This window comes from Coleofasciculus sp. E1-EBD-02, assembly GCF_040218245.1.
GTDB lineage: Bacteria > Cyanobacteriota > Cyanobacteriia > Cyanobacteriales > Coleofasciculaceae > Coleofasciculus.
The window spans coordinates 102,524-120,886 of the sequence record NZ_JAVJQN010000040.1 but is presented as its reverse complement, the minus strand read 5'-3'; the positions used below and the strand labels follow the sequence as shown (position 1 = coordinate 120,886).

Genomic DNA, 18,363 nt, shown 5'->3' with positions numbered 1-18,363 from the left:
TTACCATGGCAAACGTTCTTTGTAAGTCGAGATGTTGAAACTATTGCCTATTGCCTATTGCCTATTGCCACCACAAGACTTATTCAGCAGACCCTACTTAGCTTCTCACTGAAGCTTTGCCCACAGTCTCTCGACCATGAGGTTCCATAAGGCTAGACACATCGGGACCGCTGGGGATAATTCCGCCAGGATTCAGCGGAAACAAATTCCCATAATAATCTCGCTTAACACTCTCCAAATCACAGGTATCCGCAACCCCCGGAAGCTGATACAAATCGCGCAGGTAAACCCCTAAGTTTTGATAGTCTTTAATCCGACGACGGTTGCACTTAAAGAGTCCATAGTAAACAATATCAAAACGGAATAGGGTGGTAAATAGACGCACATCTGCCAACGTCACTCTATCCCCACATAAATAGCGATTCGTCTCTAGCACCGCATCAATTTCATTGAGTGTAGTAAACAATTCATCACAGGCTTGATCATAAGCCTCTTGAGATTGGGCAAAACCGCAGCGATAAACCCCATTATTCACCGTATGGTAAATCTTATCATTCCACTCATCGATCGCGGACTTCAGATCCTCTGGATACAAGTCCAGTGCAGAATTCTTTGCGAACTGATTAAACTGAGAGTTGAGCATAACAATAATCTCGGCACTCTCATTATTAACTATCGTTTTCGTCTGGTTATCCCACAAGACTGGAACCGTCGAACGCCCACTGTAACCGGATTGGGCTAACTGGTATAATTCCGGCAACGTGTGACAGCCCTCTTCGGGTTTCTCAAACACCCAAATTCCCTGATCTGAAGATGGCGAGACAATCGATACTCCAATCACCTCATCCAATCCCTTCAGTGCCCTAACAACCAGCGTTCGATGCGCCCAAGGACATCCGAGTCCCACAAACAGAGTATAGCGCCCTGGGGCGGGTGGATAGGGATTTCCGGCGTCTGTACCAATCGCCTGTCTAAACTGACTCTCTGGGCGAATGTATTCTCCCTTTTTGCTGGGCGGTGCTAGTTTGGACATCATAATCTGCCACATTGTCGTCCAGACAAACTTGCCCAACCGGATAATTATGGTTGAGGGGAGAGATGTACCTTTAGGTTTCCAAGAAGATGTTGCCATGAGTGAAGAATTGAATTTTATCCTACTGGCGTGACACATCTAATTTAATAGATGACGCTTACATTCAGAAATTGTAGGGGCGCACCCTCCGTGCGCCCTTTTACGTACCGACGTGCGCCCGATTTAACCGTAAAATCTATTCCACGATTTAAGCTGTGTCACACCACTAGCGCGAGTTCGGCTGATACTCTGGTGGTAAGCCAGGATTAAACATCACCACAAATTGGGCATTCGGCATCAGACGACGGAGTATGCACAAATGACCGTCAGCATCGGAACGGCTACGATACTGTGCTACAGTGACTCCTTTCATTTTGGGTAGCAGGCGAACCAGCACCCAAGGATAAAGGCGTTCTTTATAAGGCATAATTGACTTGTCTCCATCTGAAATTGGAGTCAGAGCCAGTGCTAAGAGGTTGGTAGCCGGGATGCACTGGCTTTCTGACTGTTTGAAACTATGCCTTCATCTTAAATGGAAAACTTAACCAAGTCAACTGAGTTAAGTTGTTTATGTATCAGGTAGCAATGGCTAATTTGGGAGAAAAGCTGAAACAACGACGAGAATCGTTAAATTTGACGCAACGGCAACTGGCTCATGAATTAGATGTAACGATAACAACGGTGCAAAACTGGGAAGCTGGCAGGCATATTCCCAAGCTATATCCTGCACAAATGAAAATATTGTGTGATTTACTAAACCTCACCTTGGAAGAGTTAGCCGAGTGGCATATTTAGTTGGGACTAACTTATTATGCGGTGCGTTACGCTCCGCTAACACACGATGGCGGCGTGATACACCTTATTTGGTGGATTAGAATTGTAGGGGCGCAAGGACTTGCGCCCGGTTTAAACGTCAAATCTATTCCACGATTTTAGCTGTGTCAGTCCACTACAGATAGATCGCATCCAGGGATGATAGTCTAGCTACTGTTGGGTTGTCCTGCCGATCATCCAACACCAAAGCACACCAGACAAACGGTAGATATGGCTAACATCACCATCCAATCCGCAACTGAACGTGACAACGGCTGGTCTTATCAGGTGAAACTAGAAAATGATCGCGAGTATAACTACGATGTCACCCTCAGTCAATCCGACTATAACCAATGGTCGCAAGGTAAAGTTTCACCCGAACAATTAGTCGAGGCGGCGTTTGAATTCCTACTAGAACGTGAACCCGCCTCCTCTATCATGTCAAAATTTGATTGTTCCGTAATCCGCCGCTATTTTCCCGAAGTGGATAGCGAGTTACCGAAGAAACTTTAACGGTTAAAACTCAGGCTATTCATCATCTGGTCTAACACTTGTTTATTGCGTTGATAGCGTTGACCTTGCATATCATAGGTCGTCCCAATCAGAGTTTGCCCATCGAGATCGACGAAATATAAATAAGACCGAACTCCCTCAGGGATTAATCCTATCCCTGTAGCTTTATTTTCAACAACCACCGCTTGATACCCATCAATAGTCGTTTGACGGCGAGAAAGTTCTTGACTCGACTGGTTATCCGTACTAGCTACCCGTTCAAAGGGAACCCGATCAACTCGGATATGCACAGCTTCATCGAAACTTTCAGATTGTTCAGGTAATGAAATTGATTCTGGATCAAAAACCTTACATTGTTCTACCACTGATCCCGAATTTGTCACCCAACCTTGGGGATAATTGACCGTATAACCCGCCGCCTCATTGGTGCAGGTTTGGCTGAGGGCGATAGGAGAATTTTCTTCAGGTTGCTGGGCATTCACGACGTAACTATCGGGTACACCGGACACATTTTTAACTTGACATAATGCGGCAGCAACTTGCGCCCGCGTTGCCGGATCAGTAGGTCCCATCAGTCGCACATCTGGCTTAGGAGGACTGATTAGAATGCCTTTTTTAGTGGCGGCGGCAATTTTTCCTTCGGCGTATTCAGGAATCTCTTGGGCATCCGTGTAAGTGGCGTTAAGTAGGGATTCTGGGGAAGCCGGACTATCATAATCTAACCCACTGGCGAGGGCGACAAAAGCTTCTACCCGTTGAATCAAATCATTGGGTTTAAAGACTTGACCCGGATATCCAGAGAGAAATCCTTTGCGATAGGTATTTTGAATCGCATTTTGACCCCAATACGAGGCTGAGACATCTTGAAAATTAATCGCATTTCGTTCTAAGGAGGTATTCGGAAATGCTTGGTCAATCATCGCCGCATATTCAGCGCGAGTAATCACATTATCCGGTCGAAAGGTTTGATCCGGATAACCACTGACTACTCCTTGTTGAGTCAGTCCTTGAATACACTGTTGCGCCCAATGACCTTGGATATCTGAGTAGTTCTGTGCTTTTGCAGGTGGGGCAATACTTCCACCAACAGCACTGGCAAATATGCCGACAGATAGCCAGGAAAATATTGGTTTAAGGTGTTGGACAGAATAAAGTATAGTGTTTTTCATGACACCCAATTCTCTAAGGTTTTGATGTATTGGGTATCTTTTAGCAAAAATACGATCCTATATGCCTCTAACTTAAGAGGATGATTGGATTGGGTGTTTTTATAACTTTAGGTAGAGGCGCGATCGCTCTTTTCAGTAAGCTGTTCAGTATTGAGGTTGGCATCATTAAATTCTACAAAGGGAACAGGGAACACCTCGGCTTCACTCGGTGTGTAACAGGGAATAGGGAATACCCAATTTAAATCCACATCAGCTTAATGGGCTTCAACCCAAATACTCTAGTGTTTCCAGGTCTGCTTCTAATTCTTTTAGATCATAGCTTCGTTCAATCCCTTCTTGACCTAACAACTCGTGAAATTGCCATTTAGTCATTTCTGCAAGTTATCGGGCTTTAGCGAAGGATAGTATTCCCTTTTGGTATAAGCGGATGGCAAGTTCCTGACGCAGACGGGGAAGGCGTTCTGTAGGTGGTACTCGCAACACTTCGGCAAGGTTATCGGGAATTTCTAGAGTTAATTTGGTCATGTTATTTACTCAGATAGGGAATTTCGCTTTGATTCTATCTGCGACGAATTGACTTGAAGTATAGTATTAATGTTCTGCTTGGGTGCAATACAGGCGTTGTAAAAATGTGATAATAGTCCATCAGGCGATCGCACGTAAAGATGATAGCCTATCTACAGTTGAGCCAAAGGAGATAATCGTCCTGTTGATCATCAAATCTTAATAGTTTTGGCACCCCTGTTATAGTACAATTGAACTAATTCAGTAAAGCCATAGCCTATCTCAACTCCAGTTAAATCCTAAATACAGTTGAGGATAGTGCAAACTATGTTTTTCCTATTAGGTTAACGACGCTTAGGTAGCGTATAAAGAGAACAATGGCAAGAGCAGATCTGTTAAAAAAACTCCTACAGAGCTACCAAAAGCGTGATGACCGAGCTTTCCGTGAGGCAGCGGCAGAAATTATTGAACAGGAGAGAAAGAAGCATCATATCGTTTTGGCAAACGAGCTAGAGCGAATTCTGAAGAATGGGAACGGGTATATAGAACAAGGACAACAGTTTAATCTGACACCGTTTGAACCTATTCCGCGAGATGCCGACAAGGGAGTCGGGTTACTGGAGCCAAAGTGGACGAGCCGTTATCTGGATGATCTGATTTTGAGCCAAGAGATCCGGCATTCTATTGAAAGGCTTATGCGTGAATTTCGGGAATGGGAAGTGCTAGAGGCGAATGGCTTGCTCCCAGTGCGACGGGTTTTGTTTTGTGGTCCATCTGGATGTGGTAAAACAGCAGCAGCCGAAGCCATTGCCGCAGAATTAGGATTGCCTCTGCTATATGTTCGCTTTGATGCGGTTGTTTCATCACTGCTAGGAGAAACGGCTGCTAATCTCCGCAGAGTCTTTGACTATGCTCAAAGAGGACAGTGGGTGATGTTTTTTGATGAGTTTGACGCTATAGGTCGTTCGCGGGACGATCCGACAGAGCATAGTGAGATTAAGCGAGTTGTCAATTCATATCTCCAAATTGTGGATAACTTCAGTGGCAGATCACTGGTTATTGCGGCAACAAACTTTGAGCAGGCTTTAGATCCAGCCGTTTGGAGAAGGTTTGATGATATAATTCGTTTCGAGAAACCGACGAATGAGCAGCTTAAGCAGTTGGTCAAAAAAAGACTAGTCCCTCTAAAATTTCAAGCGTCACAAGTCAATGAAATTGTGAGTCATCTCTCCAACTCAACTTATGCAGACGCCGAGCGAGTTTGTCTCGATATCCGTAAGTCATGTGCTATTCAGGGTACTCGGCAAATCACCCAGGAAGATGTGGCGGAAGCTGTCTCTCGATATTCTTATCGTCAGGCTATCCTGGAAAAAGCATATAAGAGTCCTATAGCAACAATTGATAAAGATTAAAAAATTATGCCAACACTTAAACCGGGTTCGGGTCAGTATTTGCACATTGAGTTTGTTCGGGATGTAAGACGTCAACCCGATAGGCGGCGAGCAAACCATAAGTTTCCCAGACCAAAACCTCCCACACCAGAAGACCTTCATCAACATGCTCAAGATGTTTCTCAAGGTATAACTGAGGCAGTTCAACAAATATCTCAAGTTCGTCAAGGTTGTGGAATAGAGCCTTCCAAACTTTTCGTTTTAGAGTTCAATAGTGTCAATCTTGATCTGCGAGAGATTTTTGAGCAGCGTTTTAAGGCTTGGGTTGTTAGCGAATATAAGGATAAGGTTGGAAACCAAGAACGATATCGGTTTCTTGTTCAATTTCCTACTGAAACGTCTCGTCAGCATTTACGAGAAGAGATTCGACTCTATAGAACAGAAGCTAATAATATTGAAGTTTTGCCTTTAAAGAAGAGGCAAGAATTTTGTGACGCTCTACAAGCCGTGCGTTCTGTATCGCGAGATGAAAGAATTGGAGTGCGTCTCCGTGAAGAGGGATTTCCTGATGTTGAGTCATTCTATGTAGATGTTGATCTTTGGCATCCTGGAGATCCCTCAGATGCTCGCCAAGTGCTAAATGATATCCGCTCAATGTGTGCCAAGTATGGCGGTGCATTAACAGAGGAAGTACGCACATCCAGTTTGCTGCTAATTAAAGTTTATGGTTCTAGACAATTAGCTGAAGTTCTTCTGGAGTTAGACTGGGTTGCTCGTGTTGATCTTCCTCCTAAATTGTCACAAGCTTACTCGCAAATCTTTGGTGAGATTACACTTCCTGACCCTGTACCAATTCCTTTGGATGACGACCCTCTTGTCTGTGTAGTAGATAGTGGTGTGATATCAGGACATCCATTACTGGCAAATTGGGTGATTGAAGAGCGGGATTTTGATACTGGAGAAAACACGACAACTGACTTGAATGGTCATGGAACCTCGGTTGCAGGTTTAGTTGTCCACGGTGATATTACCAAGTGTATCGAAAGTCACCAATGGCAACCTAGAGTTAGGATTTGTAGTGCGAAAGTGCTATGCCATAATCGTATTTCAAAAGAAGTTGATATCCCAGCAAACCGCCGTGCAGAGTTGATTATCGAAGATGCTATTCGATACTTTGTTCATGAAAGGCAGTGTTCAATATTTAATCTTTCAATTGCTTCAAGAGATGAAGTATACCGTCGAGGGGGGCAGTTTCAGTGGGCAGAGAAACTCGATGAATTAGCGAGAGAACTAGATATTGTTATCGTTCAAGCTACTGGGAACCGTCCAGACCCTCCGATACCAGAAGCCGTTTATACAAGAGAGGAAGCTCAGAAAGCTATCCGAGAAAATTTATTAAATGATGAGAATCAAAGAATTTGTAATCCTAGTACAGCCGCTCTTGTTCTTACCGTTGGTGCAATAGCTAGATCAGATGCACTGGGGCATCACCAACAGAATACAGGTCCTCGGTTAAAAGATGCTTTCGCAGGTGTGCCAGCTAATGCACCAGCACCCTTCACGAGAACTGGTCCGGGGCTTGTTTATGGAGTCACAAATTTTGCAGTTAAACCCGAAATTGTAGCCTATGGAGGAAATTGGGCAATTCAGACAATGGCTGGAGGTAGTCCCCGTTGGAATCGGTCTTTCATATTTTTAGGAGAGCCAACCCTGCAAAGAGAGAGCAATGGACGATTTATTACCGCAAGAAATGGCACTTCTTTTGCCTGTCCCCACGTTGCTCATGCTGCTGCCATTGCTGCTGTTAGCTTAAAGGCAACTCTTGGTCAAAAACCATCTGCGAATTTAATTCGTGCGTTGGTGGGTAGCGCAACTATTGCCCCTCCATGTCCTCCAGATTGGTTAGATGATGAGAAAGAAACACTTCGTTTAGTGGGTTACGGAATGTGTTCAGTAGACGACTTAACTTGGTCTAAAAAAAATCAAGTTCGTTTAATTGCGATGGATGAGGTTGAGTTAGATAAACTTCACATCTATCGTGTAGCTGTTCCTCAAGTGTTTCTTTTCACCAAAGGAAAGAGAGGTATCACGGTTGCACTTGCTTATGACCCTCCAGTTCAATCCAGTCGAAAAGAGTATCTTGCCAATACAATGTGGATTGAGGCATTGCATGGACTAACGACTGAAGAGGTGGAAATATATCGAGCTAAAAATGCCGTACAAGATGTTGATCTTCTTCCTCCTGGCAAGGAAATAAAACTACGACCTCCCAAAACTGACGTTCAGTGGTCAACACTGCAAGTTAGAAGGATAAAGTGGTCAAGAAAACCGAAACTAATAATACCTGATGGTGAGACGGAACCAGTTATTCATTTTGTTGTCGGTTGTCAGCAAAGATTCTCGACAGGATTTGACGATAAACAACGATATGGTTTAGTTGTTCTCTTTTGGCATGAATCCGAGGAGATAGAGTTATACCAAGCGTTACGAAATCGAGTAACTCTCAAAGCGGCTCGTGTACGAGTGGGGGCTTGATATAAATGATTTAATGTGATAGTTTTGAGTCAAGAATTTTAGCTAAATCATATCGTAATCCTTGACCCATATAAAACTTTAATAGAGCATCCAATGACATATCTCGACTAGCCGCTACTTTTTTAAGTGACTCCACTGTGTCTGCGGGAATCTTGAGTGATATTGTCTCAGTCACCCGTGGATGCAAGCGCAATTCAAAGGTTTCTTCAGGCTGGTTCATAGAATTTTCGGTTAATACAAGTATCAATACAAGCAGAATTGTCTACACTCTACCTATTCTCTATGATGACGATTCGGTGCAGTTAATCCGACTCACTCAAAAGCCGTGATAGGTATTTCTACTCAGAACCTATAAGGATTTCTGATAAAGCCCCTAGGGTTGATCGTGTAAAAATGAAGAAAATATAAATCGTTTTAATAAACGTTGCTGATACAGGAGTCAACATCAATGGTAGTACTCACCGATCGCACCCAGAAGCGCCTAACCATGCAGACGGGGGAAATCGCGCCAGATACAACGGCGATCCGTTCCTTAGACTGGGATCGCGATCGCTTCGATATTGAGTTTGGGCTGCAAAACGGCACCACCTATAACTCGTTCCTGATTCGGGGTGAGAAAATTGCCCTGGTGGATACCTCCCATGAAAAGTTTCGTGAACTTTACTTAGATACCCTCAAGGGGTTGATTGACCCCAGCCAGATTGATTATCTGATTATTAGCCACACAGAACCCGATCACAGTGGCTTAGTCAAGGATATCGTCCAACTCGCACCAGAGATTACCGTCGTGGGATCAAAAGTGGCGATTCAATTCCTGGAAGACTTGGTGCATCACCCCTTCAAACGGCAAATTGTCAAAAACGGTGATCAACTGGACTTAGGTAAAGGGCATGTCTTGAAATTTGTCAATGCCCCCAACCTCCATTGGCCCGACACGATCTTCAGCTACGATGCTGGAACCCAAGTGATGTTTACCTGTGATGCCTTTGGTATGCATTACTGTTCCGACAGCACCTACGACGAAGACATGAGTGCCATAGAAGCCGACTTTCGCTTCTACTACGACTGCTTAATGGCACCCAATGCCCGTTCCGTTCTCTCCGCCCTAAAACGGATGGATAAACTAGGAGACGTAACCACCGTTGCCACGGGTCATGGTCCCCTATTATTGCATCATGTCGGCGAATGGGTAGATCGGTATCGGCGCTGGAGTAAAGCCCAGGCAAAAGCAGAAACCTCCGTCGTCGTCTTTTATGTGTCCGATTACGGCTATAGCGATCGCCTTTCCCAAGCCATTGCCCGAGGCATTACCAAAACTGGGGTGGGTGTGGAAATGATGGACTTAAAATCGGCTGATCCACAAGAAGTCCAAGAAACCGTCAGTCGCGCCGGGGGAATTGCCATCGCCATGCCTCCCGCCTCGAATAAAGCCGCCACCGCCGCCGTGAGTACCATCCTCGCTGCCGTAAAATCCAAGCAAACGGTGGGTTTGTTTGAATCCTATGGCGGAGATGACGAACCCATTGACCCCCTACTGGGTCAATTCCGCAACCTGGGACTCAAAGAAGGATTTGCCGCGATTCGGGTCAAAGAAACCCCAACCGAAGCCACCTATCAACTCTGCGAAGAAGCCGGAACTGATATGGGGCAACTGCTTACTCGCGATCGCGAAATTAAGCAACGGAAATCCCTGGATAGTGACCTCGACAAAGCCCTAGGACGGATCAGTGGCGGACTTTATATTATTACCGCCCAAAAAGGTGACATTAAGAGTGCCATGTTAGCCTCCTGGGTATCCCAAGCCAGCTTCAAACCCCTGGGCTTAACCATTGCGGTGGCGAAGGATCGGGCGATTGAGTCATTAATGCAAGTTAGCGATCGCTTTGTGCTAAATATTCTAGAAGAGGGGAATTATCAGGCATTAATGAAGCACTTCCTCAAACGGTTTCCCCCAGGTGCCGATCGGTTTGAAGGGGTGAAAACGCAAACAGCGACGAATGGATCGCCGATTCTCACCGATGCGTTGGCTTATGTGGAATGTAAGGTGGAAAGTCGGATGGAGTTGAGTGACCATTGGATTGTCTACGCCTCTATTGACGCCGGACGAGTGTCTAAGGCAGATGCATTAACGGCGGTTCACCATCGCAAAGTGGGGAATTATTATTAAACGCAGAGGAACGCAGAGGTCAACGCAGAGGTTCGCAGAGGATGACTGAGAATGAGGTGTCGGGAAAAGTTATTGGGTTGGCGATGAAGGTACACACGGCGTTAGGACCGGGTTTATTGGAGTCAGCCTACGAAGCCTGTTTGAGGTATGAACTCAACAAAGCAGGCTTAAACTTTGAACCCCAGAAACCATTACCGTTAGTTTATGAAGAGATTCGTCTTGAATGTGGATATCGAGTCGATCTCCTCGTCGAAAACAAAGTCATGGTTGAACTCAAAGCCGTTGACGCCCTGCATCCCATCCATACCGCCCAACTCCTAACCTACCTCAAACTCTCCCACCATAAACTCGGACTCCTAATCAACTTCAACGTCATCCATCTCAAAGACGGCATCAAACGAGTCGTCAATCACCTCTAACCCCCTCTGCGAACCTCTGCGCTTCCCTCTGCGCCCCTCTGCGTTAAAAAAAACCATTCATCCCTAACTCAACCATGAACCTCAAACGAGTCGTCAATCACCTCTAACCCCCTCTGCGAACCTCTGCGCTTCCCTCTGCGTCCCTCTGCGTTAAAAAAAACCATTCACCAATCTACCACGCACTAAACCATGAACTCTCCTACCCCTCGCGACGTTCAAGTTCTCCCCATTGCCTCCGACACCACCGTTCTCCGTTCCCGGACGTGGGATAGACTCAAATTTGAAATCGAATATGCCCTGCAACGCGGCACCACCGCCAATTCCTATCTGATTCAAGCGGATAAAATCGCCTTGATTGACCCTCCGGGCGAATCCTTCACCGAAATCTTTTTAACCGAACTCCAACGCCGGATTGACCCCAAACAAATCGATTATGTCATCCTCGGTCATGTTAATCCTAACCGAGGCGTTACCCTAAAAGCCTTACTCAAACTCGCCCCCCAGATACAATTCGTCTGTTCCAATCCTGGTGCGATCGCGCTGCGTGGTATCTTAGATGCACCGGATTTAAAAATAACGGTGGTACGGGGGGATGAAACCCTAGATTTAGGTAAGGGTCATCACCTGCAATTTATCCCCACGCCTAATCCCCGTTGGCCCGACGCCCTGTGTACCTACGACCCACACACTGAAGTTCTATTTACCGATAAGTTATTTGGTGCCCATCTGTGTGGTGACCAAGTAATGGATGAAGGCTGGACAACAATTAGCGAACACCGCCGCTATTATTTTGATTGCGTTATGGCACCCCATGCGCGACAGGTGGAAAAGGCGCTGGATAAGATAGAGGAGGTGCAAGCAAGGCTTTACGCCACAGGTCATGGGCAATTGGTACGCTATAGCTTAATTCCCCTGACCCAATCCTATCGCCAATGGTGTGAACGTCAAAAAACCCAAGACATAAGCGTTGCTCTGTTGTATGCTTCAGCTTATGGGAATACTGGCACGGTTGCCCAGGCGATCGCACGGGGGATTACTAAGGCTGGAGTTGGTGTAGAATCGATTAACTGCGAAATTGCTGACCCGGAAGAAATTCGCACCGCTGTGGAGAAAGCCGAGGGGTTTGTCATGGGTTCTCCGACGTTAGGGGGTCATGCACCGACCCAGATTCAAACCGCTTTGGGGATTGTTTTATCCACGGCGACGAAAACTAAACTGGCGGGGGTTTTTGGGTCGTTTGGCTGGAGTGGTGAAGCGATTGACCTGATTGAAAATAAGTTTAAGGATGCGGGGTATAAGTTTGGCTTTGAGACAATTCGGGTTAAGTTTAAGCCCACGGAAACCACACTAAAATACGCCGAAGAAGCGGGAACAGATTTTGCCCAAGCCTTGAAGAAAGCCAAGAAATCCCGCACATCCCGCCAACCTGTCAGTGATGCCCAAGTTGCCCGCACCGAACAGGCTGTGGGGCGGTTAATTGGGTCACTTTGTATTATTACGGCGAAGCAGGGAGAACTAACAGGGGCGATGTTGGCAGATTGGATTTCCCAAGCCACGTTTAATCCACCGGGGCTAACCATTGCGGTGGCGAAAGATCGGGCGATTGAGTCGTTAATGTACCAGGGTGATCAATTTGTGGTGAATATTTTAGAGGAAGGGAAGCATTTGGGGTTAATGAAGCATTTCCTCAAACCCTTTTCCCCAGGGGAAGACCGATTTGCGGGGGTGGCGACGGAGGATGCTGACAATGGTTGTCCGATTCTTAGCGATGCTTTGGCGTATGTAGAATGTACGGTGGATAATCGGATGGAATGTGGGGATCATTGGTTGATTTATGGGGTGGTGACGAATGGCAAGGTGTTATCGGAAGGGGTAACGGCGGTGCATCATCGTAAGTCGGGGACACATTATTAGTGCAGGGGGATGGGGGGATAGGGTATTTTTTTAACGCAGAGGAACGCAGAGGGAAAGCGCAGAGGAACGCAGAGGGGGTTAGCGGTTGGGATGCAAGTTTTATCGGTATGGAGAAGATAAAGTTGGGTTGATAATTGAGAGGCGTTCAGGAGGAATGCCTCTATGTTTTAATCACGTCCTGACGATTGCCCATAATTGCAATGCCGTAATAACAAGGGTTTCAGGCGTTTTTATTCGGGGTGTTTGACCGGACATGATATTACTTGCCACGAATGGCTATTACTGGACATATCCTACAGGATGGCGGTTGGGTCAATGTCAAGATAGAGGTTAAGGCTATGGGATAGGAGACTGATGGGATGGAATTGATTACCGGGTTAGGGGAGATGAAGAGTCAGACGGATGGGGCGAATGTTCTCTATCTCCCCCAGTCTTTACCCAATGGCGTTTATTTTATCTTGACAAAACGCCAGACGTATGTTCCATTAACAGTGAATAAGCCCTACCTGTTTAATTTAATGGAGTATGGGGCAGAAAGTTTACAAGACGTACAGCGTTATATTAACCAACAGGTTCAGAAAAAGCCCTCATTACACCAGTAGGTAGAGAATCAGGGACAAGACACAGCCACCTTTATCACCACTCTGGCACAAAAGAGCGATCGCAACTTCATGTATTTGCGCTATGTCCTCGAAGATATCGAATCTGGCGCGTATCAGGATTTAAATCTTGCCAACTTACCCCAAGGCTTACAGCAATATTATTACCAGCATTGGCAACGCATGGGGATGACAGCTAAACCCTTACCGCGAACCAAGATTAAAATCGTCTATGTTTTAGCAGAAGCCCGGAAACCTGTCTCATCGTTACTGATTTCCCAATTTGCCGGAGAAGATGCATTAACGGTGCAGGAAGTCTTGGATGAATGGGATCAATTTTTGCGGGAGGAACGGATTGAAGGACAAACCCGCTACAGTATTTATCATGCCAGTTTCCAGGATTTTCTCCATCGTCAGGATATTGTCCAAGCGGCGGGGATAACGATTCGAGATATTAATACCTTAATTGCCGATAATTTAGCCGAGGAATTAGGATTGTAATTAAAGTTTGTAGTTGCGCTTTAGCGCCATAAACGCTCGAATCTCCCACTATAAGTTAGCGCTAAACTCAAGTCTCACCAACCGCCTTAGGTTCAAACCCAAGGAACCAAAAGCGAAAGTCTACTAAAGTGGACTAAAATCCATATTCAGTCAGCTTTAGCTGACTTGAGCTATTAGCCCGGAGTTTGAACTCCGGGCGGGTGTTCAATAAGCTTTTTAGGAGACACAGCAATCATGACCACCACATCCCAAAAAATGACGCTTGAGGAGTATCTAAACTATAACGACGGAACAGATACCCATTTGGGGGAGGTTGATGGCGTTTGAATTGCCAGGAATTCAGGCACTCTTAGCACAAGCTAAACCACAAAACCCGCCCTGGTTACGTCCTTTAACCTCGAGCTTGATGCCGCCAGGTACACCATTACGGCGTACTCTCACTGGTCATAGCGGAGTGGTAAATGCTGTAGCCGTGACACCAGATGGCAAACGAGTGGTTTCCGGTGCTGAGGATTACACTCTCAAAGTATGGAAGCTAGAAACGGGAAGGGAGCTTTTCAGTCTCCATGGTCATACGGGGATAGTCAAATCTGTGACAGTAACACCGGATGGCAAACAGATAATTTCTGTTTCAAATGATAAAATGCTCAAAGTCTGGGATTTGGAGACTAGAAAGATTGTTGCCAGTTTTAAGGGAGATGGTGCGTTAATCTGCTGTGCTGTTGCGCCCGATGGAGTAACAATTGTCGCGGGTGGTGCATCAGGACGGATACATTTTCTACAGTTAGAAAATAGCAGCGGATTTAGTAGCGAATGTAACGGATAAGTCAATTTTGAGCGATCGCCTGATTGCAGATTAGATCAGCCAAACAAAGATTATCAAACACCGTCTCTACACCTGCCGATCGCGGTATAATATATTCAAACTAAACAGTCGTGGCAGTAATGTCACAAAGAAATGAGCAGGCTGAATTAAATATTACCACCTAATAGTTGTTCAGCCGTAAGTTCGAGGCGAGGAAATATCCCCGATTGAATCAAATCGCTGCAAACAAACTCCACCGCGTCATACCAACCTTCGACTAACGTGAGAACCGTGACTTTAGCATTTAGAGGATCAACAATCCAATATTCAGGAATATCTAAAACGCTATATTCGGCTCGTTTTGCACGATAGTCGGTGCTTTTCGTCGATTCGCTGACGACTTCAACAACGAGTAGAGGTGGGGGTTCATTTAACTCAATAACGGCTTCGCGATTTTGCAGGTTACGCCACTGTTCTAGGGAAATCACAACGACATCGGGAATACGAACGGTATCCCATCGACCAGCGCGGGGAGAACGCACACCGACGACTCCAGCCAAGGCTGTCCATTCTTGTCCTATTTGAGCGCATTGGTTATCAAAGGTGCGTTCCAAGAATTTTAAAATGGCTCCATGTTTTCCAGTACCCAAACTCATCGGGACTAGCTCTCCATTAACCAATTCATAGCAAGTGTCTGTCCCGTCGTCATACTTCAAGTATTCTTCAAGAGTCAGGCGGTTGGTGGTTGTCAGCATGGCAGGTTGGGGAAGAGTATACCAAATAAACTACCCAGACCTGCTATCGCAGAGGTCTGGGTTTTCAGTAGCCCTGAAGTCATCAAACAAGTTAAGCTGAACGTATCTGGGAGTTCTGTTTAACTTGCACGATAACCCCGTGCCTCCAGGCTGGTTTATAGACAGCCCCACAAGTGCAATATTATTGGCTCCATTAAAGTCGGCATCCCCATGCCAACCACAATGACCACACCTGAAAGTCTTGCCACTGCGATAAGACTTTCCCTTTACAGGGTGAATGTGTAGGCAGTTGTGACATATTTGGGAGGTATAGGCAGGGGGGATTGGGGTAACTCGAATCCCAGCACCAAGAGCTTTGTACTCAATAAACATTCGCAGTTGATAAAATGCCCACGAATTTGAGCGTCGCCGCTGTGTCTTGTTTCTCGGCTGCTGGTTAGTTCTGTCCCTGATGCCTGTTAGGTCTTCTATGGCAATTGATGCACTCAATTCAACTGCCCGTTTGACCACTGACTTAGAAATATTGTGATTGAGCCATTGCTGATAGCGCTTTTCCCTCCCCGACAGCCGTTTCAAGATTTCTCGACATCTACGCCGAGTCGTCCTCGTGCCTTTCGGAGCTTTCTTCTGGAGAGACGCTCTAACTCTGGAAAACTTGTCTGTGATTGCACCGATACCAGTACCGTCCCACTTCTCGCCCTCAGATGTTACCGCAATGTCGCGGCGTCCTAGGTCGATGCCCAATACTTTACTGGTATCTTTTGGGTCAGGGGCGTCATCCTTAATCTGAATATGCAGGTAGAACTGACCGTCACGGTGCTTGCACAGTTGAGCTGAGGTAGGGTTCCTTCCTTTAAGTTTTCCTCTTTGGTAGTTGCCTACCTTCAACTTAATCCGTTCTCTACCGTGAATGGTCGCAAGGTTTACCGTCGAGTCTTGTTCTCTGAACCGAAACAAGTCCTTATCACAGTCGATGCTGCTTGGGACAAACCCTTTAACAGGCTTGCCTTTTTGTTTAGCCACCTTTCGGTTAGCCGCTACTCTTGCACAAGCTCGGACTGCCATGTTTGCCACCAAATTAAATTCGCTTTTGATGGTTTGATAAGTCAGAGATTGGATAGCAATTTTGTTGGTCAGCTTTGGGTCTGTGTGTGTGTTCACATAGTTGCAAGCATCCGCAAACGCCTGAAGGGTTGCCTCTAATTTGGCAACTTGTTCAGGAGAGGGTTGAAGCTTTACAACTATCGTGAGAACTTGTTTCATGACTATCATTATACTACCCACCTAGCGGGAAATAATTGGAAATACGAAAGGACATTGAGTCCTCGTATTTCCTGCTCTCCCCCTACCGCTTACCTCCACTTCGGGAAGGTTGAAGCCGTAGCCCCTCGCAATCCCGGTGGCGGTCAACTATAACAACTAGAGCAGTGGGCAAATAACTGGGGACAAGAGACGTTGCATGCAACGTCTCTACTAAATTCTGATACTGCTATTCAAAATTAGATGGTAATTGCTGTACCATCAAACTTAGTCAGCGAGAAACAGCTATCTTCGTTATAGGTCAGCTTTTGCTCCTGCAAAATTCCGATCGCGATCGCTTCTCCTAATTTTACCGATTCGGTGTAGTCTGTCCGCCAGTGTACACCTGCCATATTGCGACCAATGGAAATATTTGCCGCTAGCTTATTCAACTCACCGCCTACGGTGAGAACCTCTGTACCGGGTCCACTATAGGGAATGTAAGACACCAACTGCGTCCCATCTTGATTCGGCACCATTGGCTTTGGTATCTGATAAGACTCATCAAACCACGCCTTTAACATCGTCACACACGCCCCCGCCACTGTCGCATGTCCCGCACCGTAAGCCGGATGAGTCGGTGATCCTTCTGGAAACACTTGCGGTAGCAGATAATTACCATTCTTATCAAACATCGCTTTAAGTGCCTGAGAATTAAGAATCTCTGGATGAATTGGATACTCCGCCCGTCCCGTCATAAGATTGTGAATCAGTCCACCAAAGGCTTCAGGGCGCAACCGCCGATGCACAAACCATTTTTGATACCAAACTGCTTTTAAGGCTCGCGTCGCCACTTCTGTAACTAAACTGAGGATATGCGGTCCACCAAACGTACCAAACCCATCCTGATTGTCTGAGGTAAGATAGAAATTCCCCCGATCAAACGGTGCGCCCATATCCAATAAAATCAAACAAGCATTCAAATAGGCTTGATAGAGGGCATCGAAATGCACATAATTGCCTAAATCCCGCATATTCCGGATATAGCGCGGCACTTTATCAAATTTATACTGACCACTGAAATCAAAGCCATTTTGCACCGCCAACCACATTTTATAATCGGTCATAAAGTCGCTGTTGGGAACAACCGTCCGTTGGCGTTGGTTAATGGTCAGCGTGCCGAATTGGATATCTTTGAGCAGAAATTGTGAGATAAAAGGACCCACAACATCTCCCCGTGTAGACCCTCGGAAAATCACATCCGGTGTCACCTTACCCTCTTCTTTTGGTCCCCGGAAATCCGAGCAGTTTGATAGTTCTTCCGCAGCTTTTTCAATGTCGCAGTTATCGCGAAAGTCAGTAAAATTAACTTCCCGCAATAACGCCATCCAGTAAAGTTCTATGGCTTCACAAGCATTTTCTGCCCCATCGATACGGGGAGCAGGGCGAATCGTGACTGACTGAGCATCGGGTCCTTCTAAATCAAAGGCTAACGCGGCTTGTGGATTGATCAATCGACGACAACCCAGGCGTTTCTTTTCCTCGGAACTGGATTCAGATAACTCTGATTTGCCGCGAGTACAACCCCGTGGTATTGCCTCAAAATCGCCAGGATTGCCACTACACAAGGCTTTGAGCAAGAGGCGGTAAGCTTTTTGGTCTACTTCGCCTAAATCGTTATGAGGTAAACCTTTGGAATAGTTGGCAATATAACTCAGTTCGTTCTCAGCGTTCCGATACGCCGACTCCTCACCATTATTTAAATGCTCAGGATGGGGACGCAAAAAGGCAATTTCAGCCGCTTCTTCACGAACTTGGCGGGATAAGCTGCGACGGGAAAAGATTTTTTTCATATTAATCTATACCTTGGAACAAGAAGCTTTATTCTTCAACAGCAATAGCAACCCATCCGGATACCTTCTAGGTTGGGTTACCCCTAAAATTTTCCAGCTTAACTTTGTCTACCG

General features: G+C 46.0%; 18 protein-coding genes and 1 pseudogene. 10 read left to right on the top strand and 9 right to left on the bottom strand.

The genetic code is table 11. The features are described 5' to 3' along the window. Positions 1 to 97: 97 nt before the first annotated feature. Positions 98 to 1,132: a glutathione S-transferase family protein gene (locus RIC07_RS07625; RefSeq protein WP_446393996.1), complete on the bottom strand. Its 1,035-nt coding sequence runs from the start codon at positions 1,130 to 1,132 to the stop codon at positions 98 to 100. Between the two features lie 166 nt (positions 1,133 to 1,298). Then, entirely contained in the window at positions 1,299 to 1,499 is a 201-nt protein-coding gene (locus RIC07_RS07620; RefSeq protein WP_446393995.1) for a hypothetical protein, read from the bottom strand. Positions 1,500 to 1,657: 158 nt separating this feature from the next. On the opposite strand from RIC07_RS07620, the gene RIC07_RS07615 reads away from it, so the two are divergent. Further along, positions 1,658 to 1,867, top strand: coding sequence for a helix-turn-helix transcriptional regulator (locus tag RIC07_RS07615; protein ID WP_446386805.1), 210 nt, complete (start codon positions 1,658 to 1,660; stop codon positions 1,865 to 1,867). 249 nt (positions 1,868 to 2,116) lie between these two features. After that, positions 2,117 to 2,398 carry a hypothetical protein gene (locus RIC07_RS07610; protein ID WP_446393994.1) on the top strand — a complete coding sequence of 94 codons (282 nt, stop codon included), beginning with the start codon at positions 2,117 to 2,119 and terminating at the stop codon, positions 2,396 to 2,398. Here RIC07_RS07610 and RIC07_RS07605 read toward each other — a convergent pair. The 3 genes and pseudogenes from RIC07_RS07605 to RIC07_RS07595 all read right to left on the bottom strand — a co-directional run bounded on the left by RIC07_RS07605 (position 2,395) and on the right by RIC07_RS07595 (position 4,092). Next, the gene (locus RIC07_RS07605; protein ID WP_446393993.1) at positions 2,395 to 3,567 is read right to left on the bottom strand and encodes an S-layer homology domain-containing protein; all 1,173 of its coding nucleotides are present in this window, start codon (positions 3,565 to 3,567) and stop codon (positions 2,395 to 2,397) included. The two genes, RIC07_RS07610 and RIC07_RS07605, sit on opposite strands and share 4 nt — an antisense overlap. A 107-nt stretch (positions 3,568 to 3,674) precedes the next feature. After that, positions 3,675 to 3,815 carry a hypothetical protein gene (locus RIC07_RS07600; protein WP_446393992.1) on the bottom strand — a complete coding sequence of 47 codons (141 nt, stop codon included), beginning with the start codon at positions 3,813 to 3,815 and terminating at the stop codon, positions 3,675 to 3,677. A gap of 16 nt (positions 3,816 to 3,831) precedes the next feature. Beyond that, positions 3,832 to 4,092, bottom strand: a pseudogene (locus RIC07_RS07595) (UPF0175 family protein). 356 nt (positions 4,093 to 4,448) lie between these two features. Here RIC07_RS07595 and RIC07_RS07590 point away from each other — a divergent pair. Next, positions 4,449 to 5,483: an AAA family ATPase gene (locus tag RIC07_RS07590; protein WP_446393991.1), complete on the top strand. Its 1,035-nt coding sequence runs from the start codon at positions 4,449 to 4,451 to the stop codon at positions 5,481 to 5,483. Between the two features lie 6 nt (positions 5,484 to 5,489). Beyond that, positions 5,490 to 7,997: a S8 family peptidase gene (locus RIC07_RS07585; protein ID WP_446393990.1), complete on the top strand. Its 2,508-nt coding sequence runs from the start codon at positions 5,490 to 5,492 to the stop codon at positions 7,995 to 7,997. 10 nt (positions 7,998 to 8,007) lie between these two features. Here the strand turns inward: RIC07_RS07585 and RIC07_RS07580 are convergent, their stop codons facing one another. Next, positions 8,008 to 8,217: a hypothetical protein gene (locus RIC07_RS07580; RefSeq protein WP_446393989.1), complete on the bottom strand. Its 210-nt coding sequence runs from the start codon at positions 8,215 to 8,217 to the stop codon at positions 8,008 to 8,010. Between the two features lie 228 nt (positions 8,218 to 8,445). Between RIC07_RS07580 and RIC07_RS07575 the strand changes: the two genes are divergently transcribed. From RIC07_RS07575 to RIC07_RS07550, 6 genes are all read left to right on the top strand, one after another. Then, positions 8,446 to 10,164 carry a diflavin flavoprotein gene (locus RIC07_RS07575; RefSeq protein ID WP_446393988.1) on the top strand — a complete coding sequence of 573 codons (1,719 nt, stop codon included), beginning with the start codon at positions 8,446 to 8,448 and terminating at the stop codon, positions 10,162 to 10,164. Between the two features lie 41 nt (positions 10,165 to 10,205). Next, a complete protein-coding gene (locus RIC07_RS07570) occupies positions 10,206 to 10,583 on the top strand; it encodes a GxxExxY protein (RefSeq protein WP_446347174.1) in 378 nt (125 codons plus the stop codon). 189 nt (positions 10,584 to 10,772) lie between these two features. Next, a complete protein-coding gene (locus tag RIC07_RS07565) occupies positions 10,773 to 12,497 on the top strand; it encodes a flavin reductase (RefSeq protein WP_446393987.1) in 1,725 nt (574 codons plus the stop codon). 359 nt (positions 12,498 to 12,856) lie between these two features. Next, a complete protein-coding gene (locus tag RIC07_RS07560; RefSeq protein WP_446393986.1) occupies positions 12,857 to 13,099 on the top strand; it encodes a hypothetical protein in 243 nt (80 codons plus the stop codon). A gap of 69 nt (positions 13,100 to 13,168) precedes the next feature. Next, on the top strand, positions 13,169 to 13,597 hold the full coding sequence (locus RIC07_RS07555; RefSeq protein ID WP_446393985.1) for a hypothetical protein: 429 nt from the start codon (positions 13,169 to 13,171) through the stop codon (positions 13,595 to 13,597). 316 nt (positions 13,598 to 13,913) lie between these two features. Then, positions 13,914 to 14,423, top strand: a complete 510-nt coding sequence (locus RIC07_RS07550) for a WD40 repeat domain-containing protein (protein WP_446393984.1) — start codon at positions 13,914 to 13,916, stop codon at positions 14,421 to 14,423. 146 nt (positions 14,424 to 14,569) lie between these two features. On the opposite strand, the gene RIC07_RS07545 is transcribed toward RIC07_RS07550, so the two are convergent. The 3 genes from RIC07_RS07545 to RIC07_RS07535 form a co-directional block, all read right to left on the bottom strand. Continuing rightward, positions 14,570 to 15,157, bottom strand: coding sequence for a Uma2 family endonuclease (locus tag RIC07_RS07545; RefSeq protein ID WP_446393983.1), 588 nt, complete (start codon positions 15,155 to 15,157; stop codon positions 14,570 to 14,572). Positions 15,158 to 15,187: 30 nt separating this feature from the next. Then, positions 15,188 to 16,420: an RNA-guided endonuclease InsQ/TnpB family protein gene (locus RIC07_RS07540; RefSeq protein WP_446393982.1), complete on the bottom strand. Its 1,233-nt coding sequence runs from the start codon at positions 16,418 to 16,420 to the stop codon at positions 15,188 to 15,190. A 236-nt stretch (positions 16,421 to 16,656) separates the two neighbouring features. Next, positions 16,657 to 18,249, bottom strand: a complete 1,593-nt coding sequence (locus RIC07_RS07535) for a vanadium-dependent haloperoxidase (protein ID WP_446393981.1) — start codon at positions 18,247 to 18,249, stop codon at positions 16,657 to 16,659. Positions 18,250 to 18,363 lie beyond the last annotated feature (114 nt).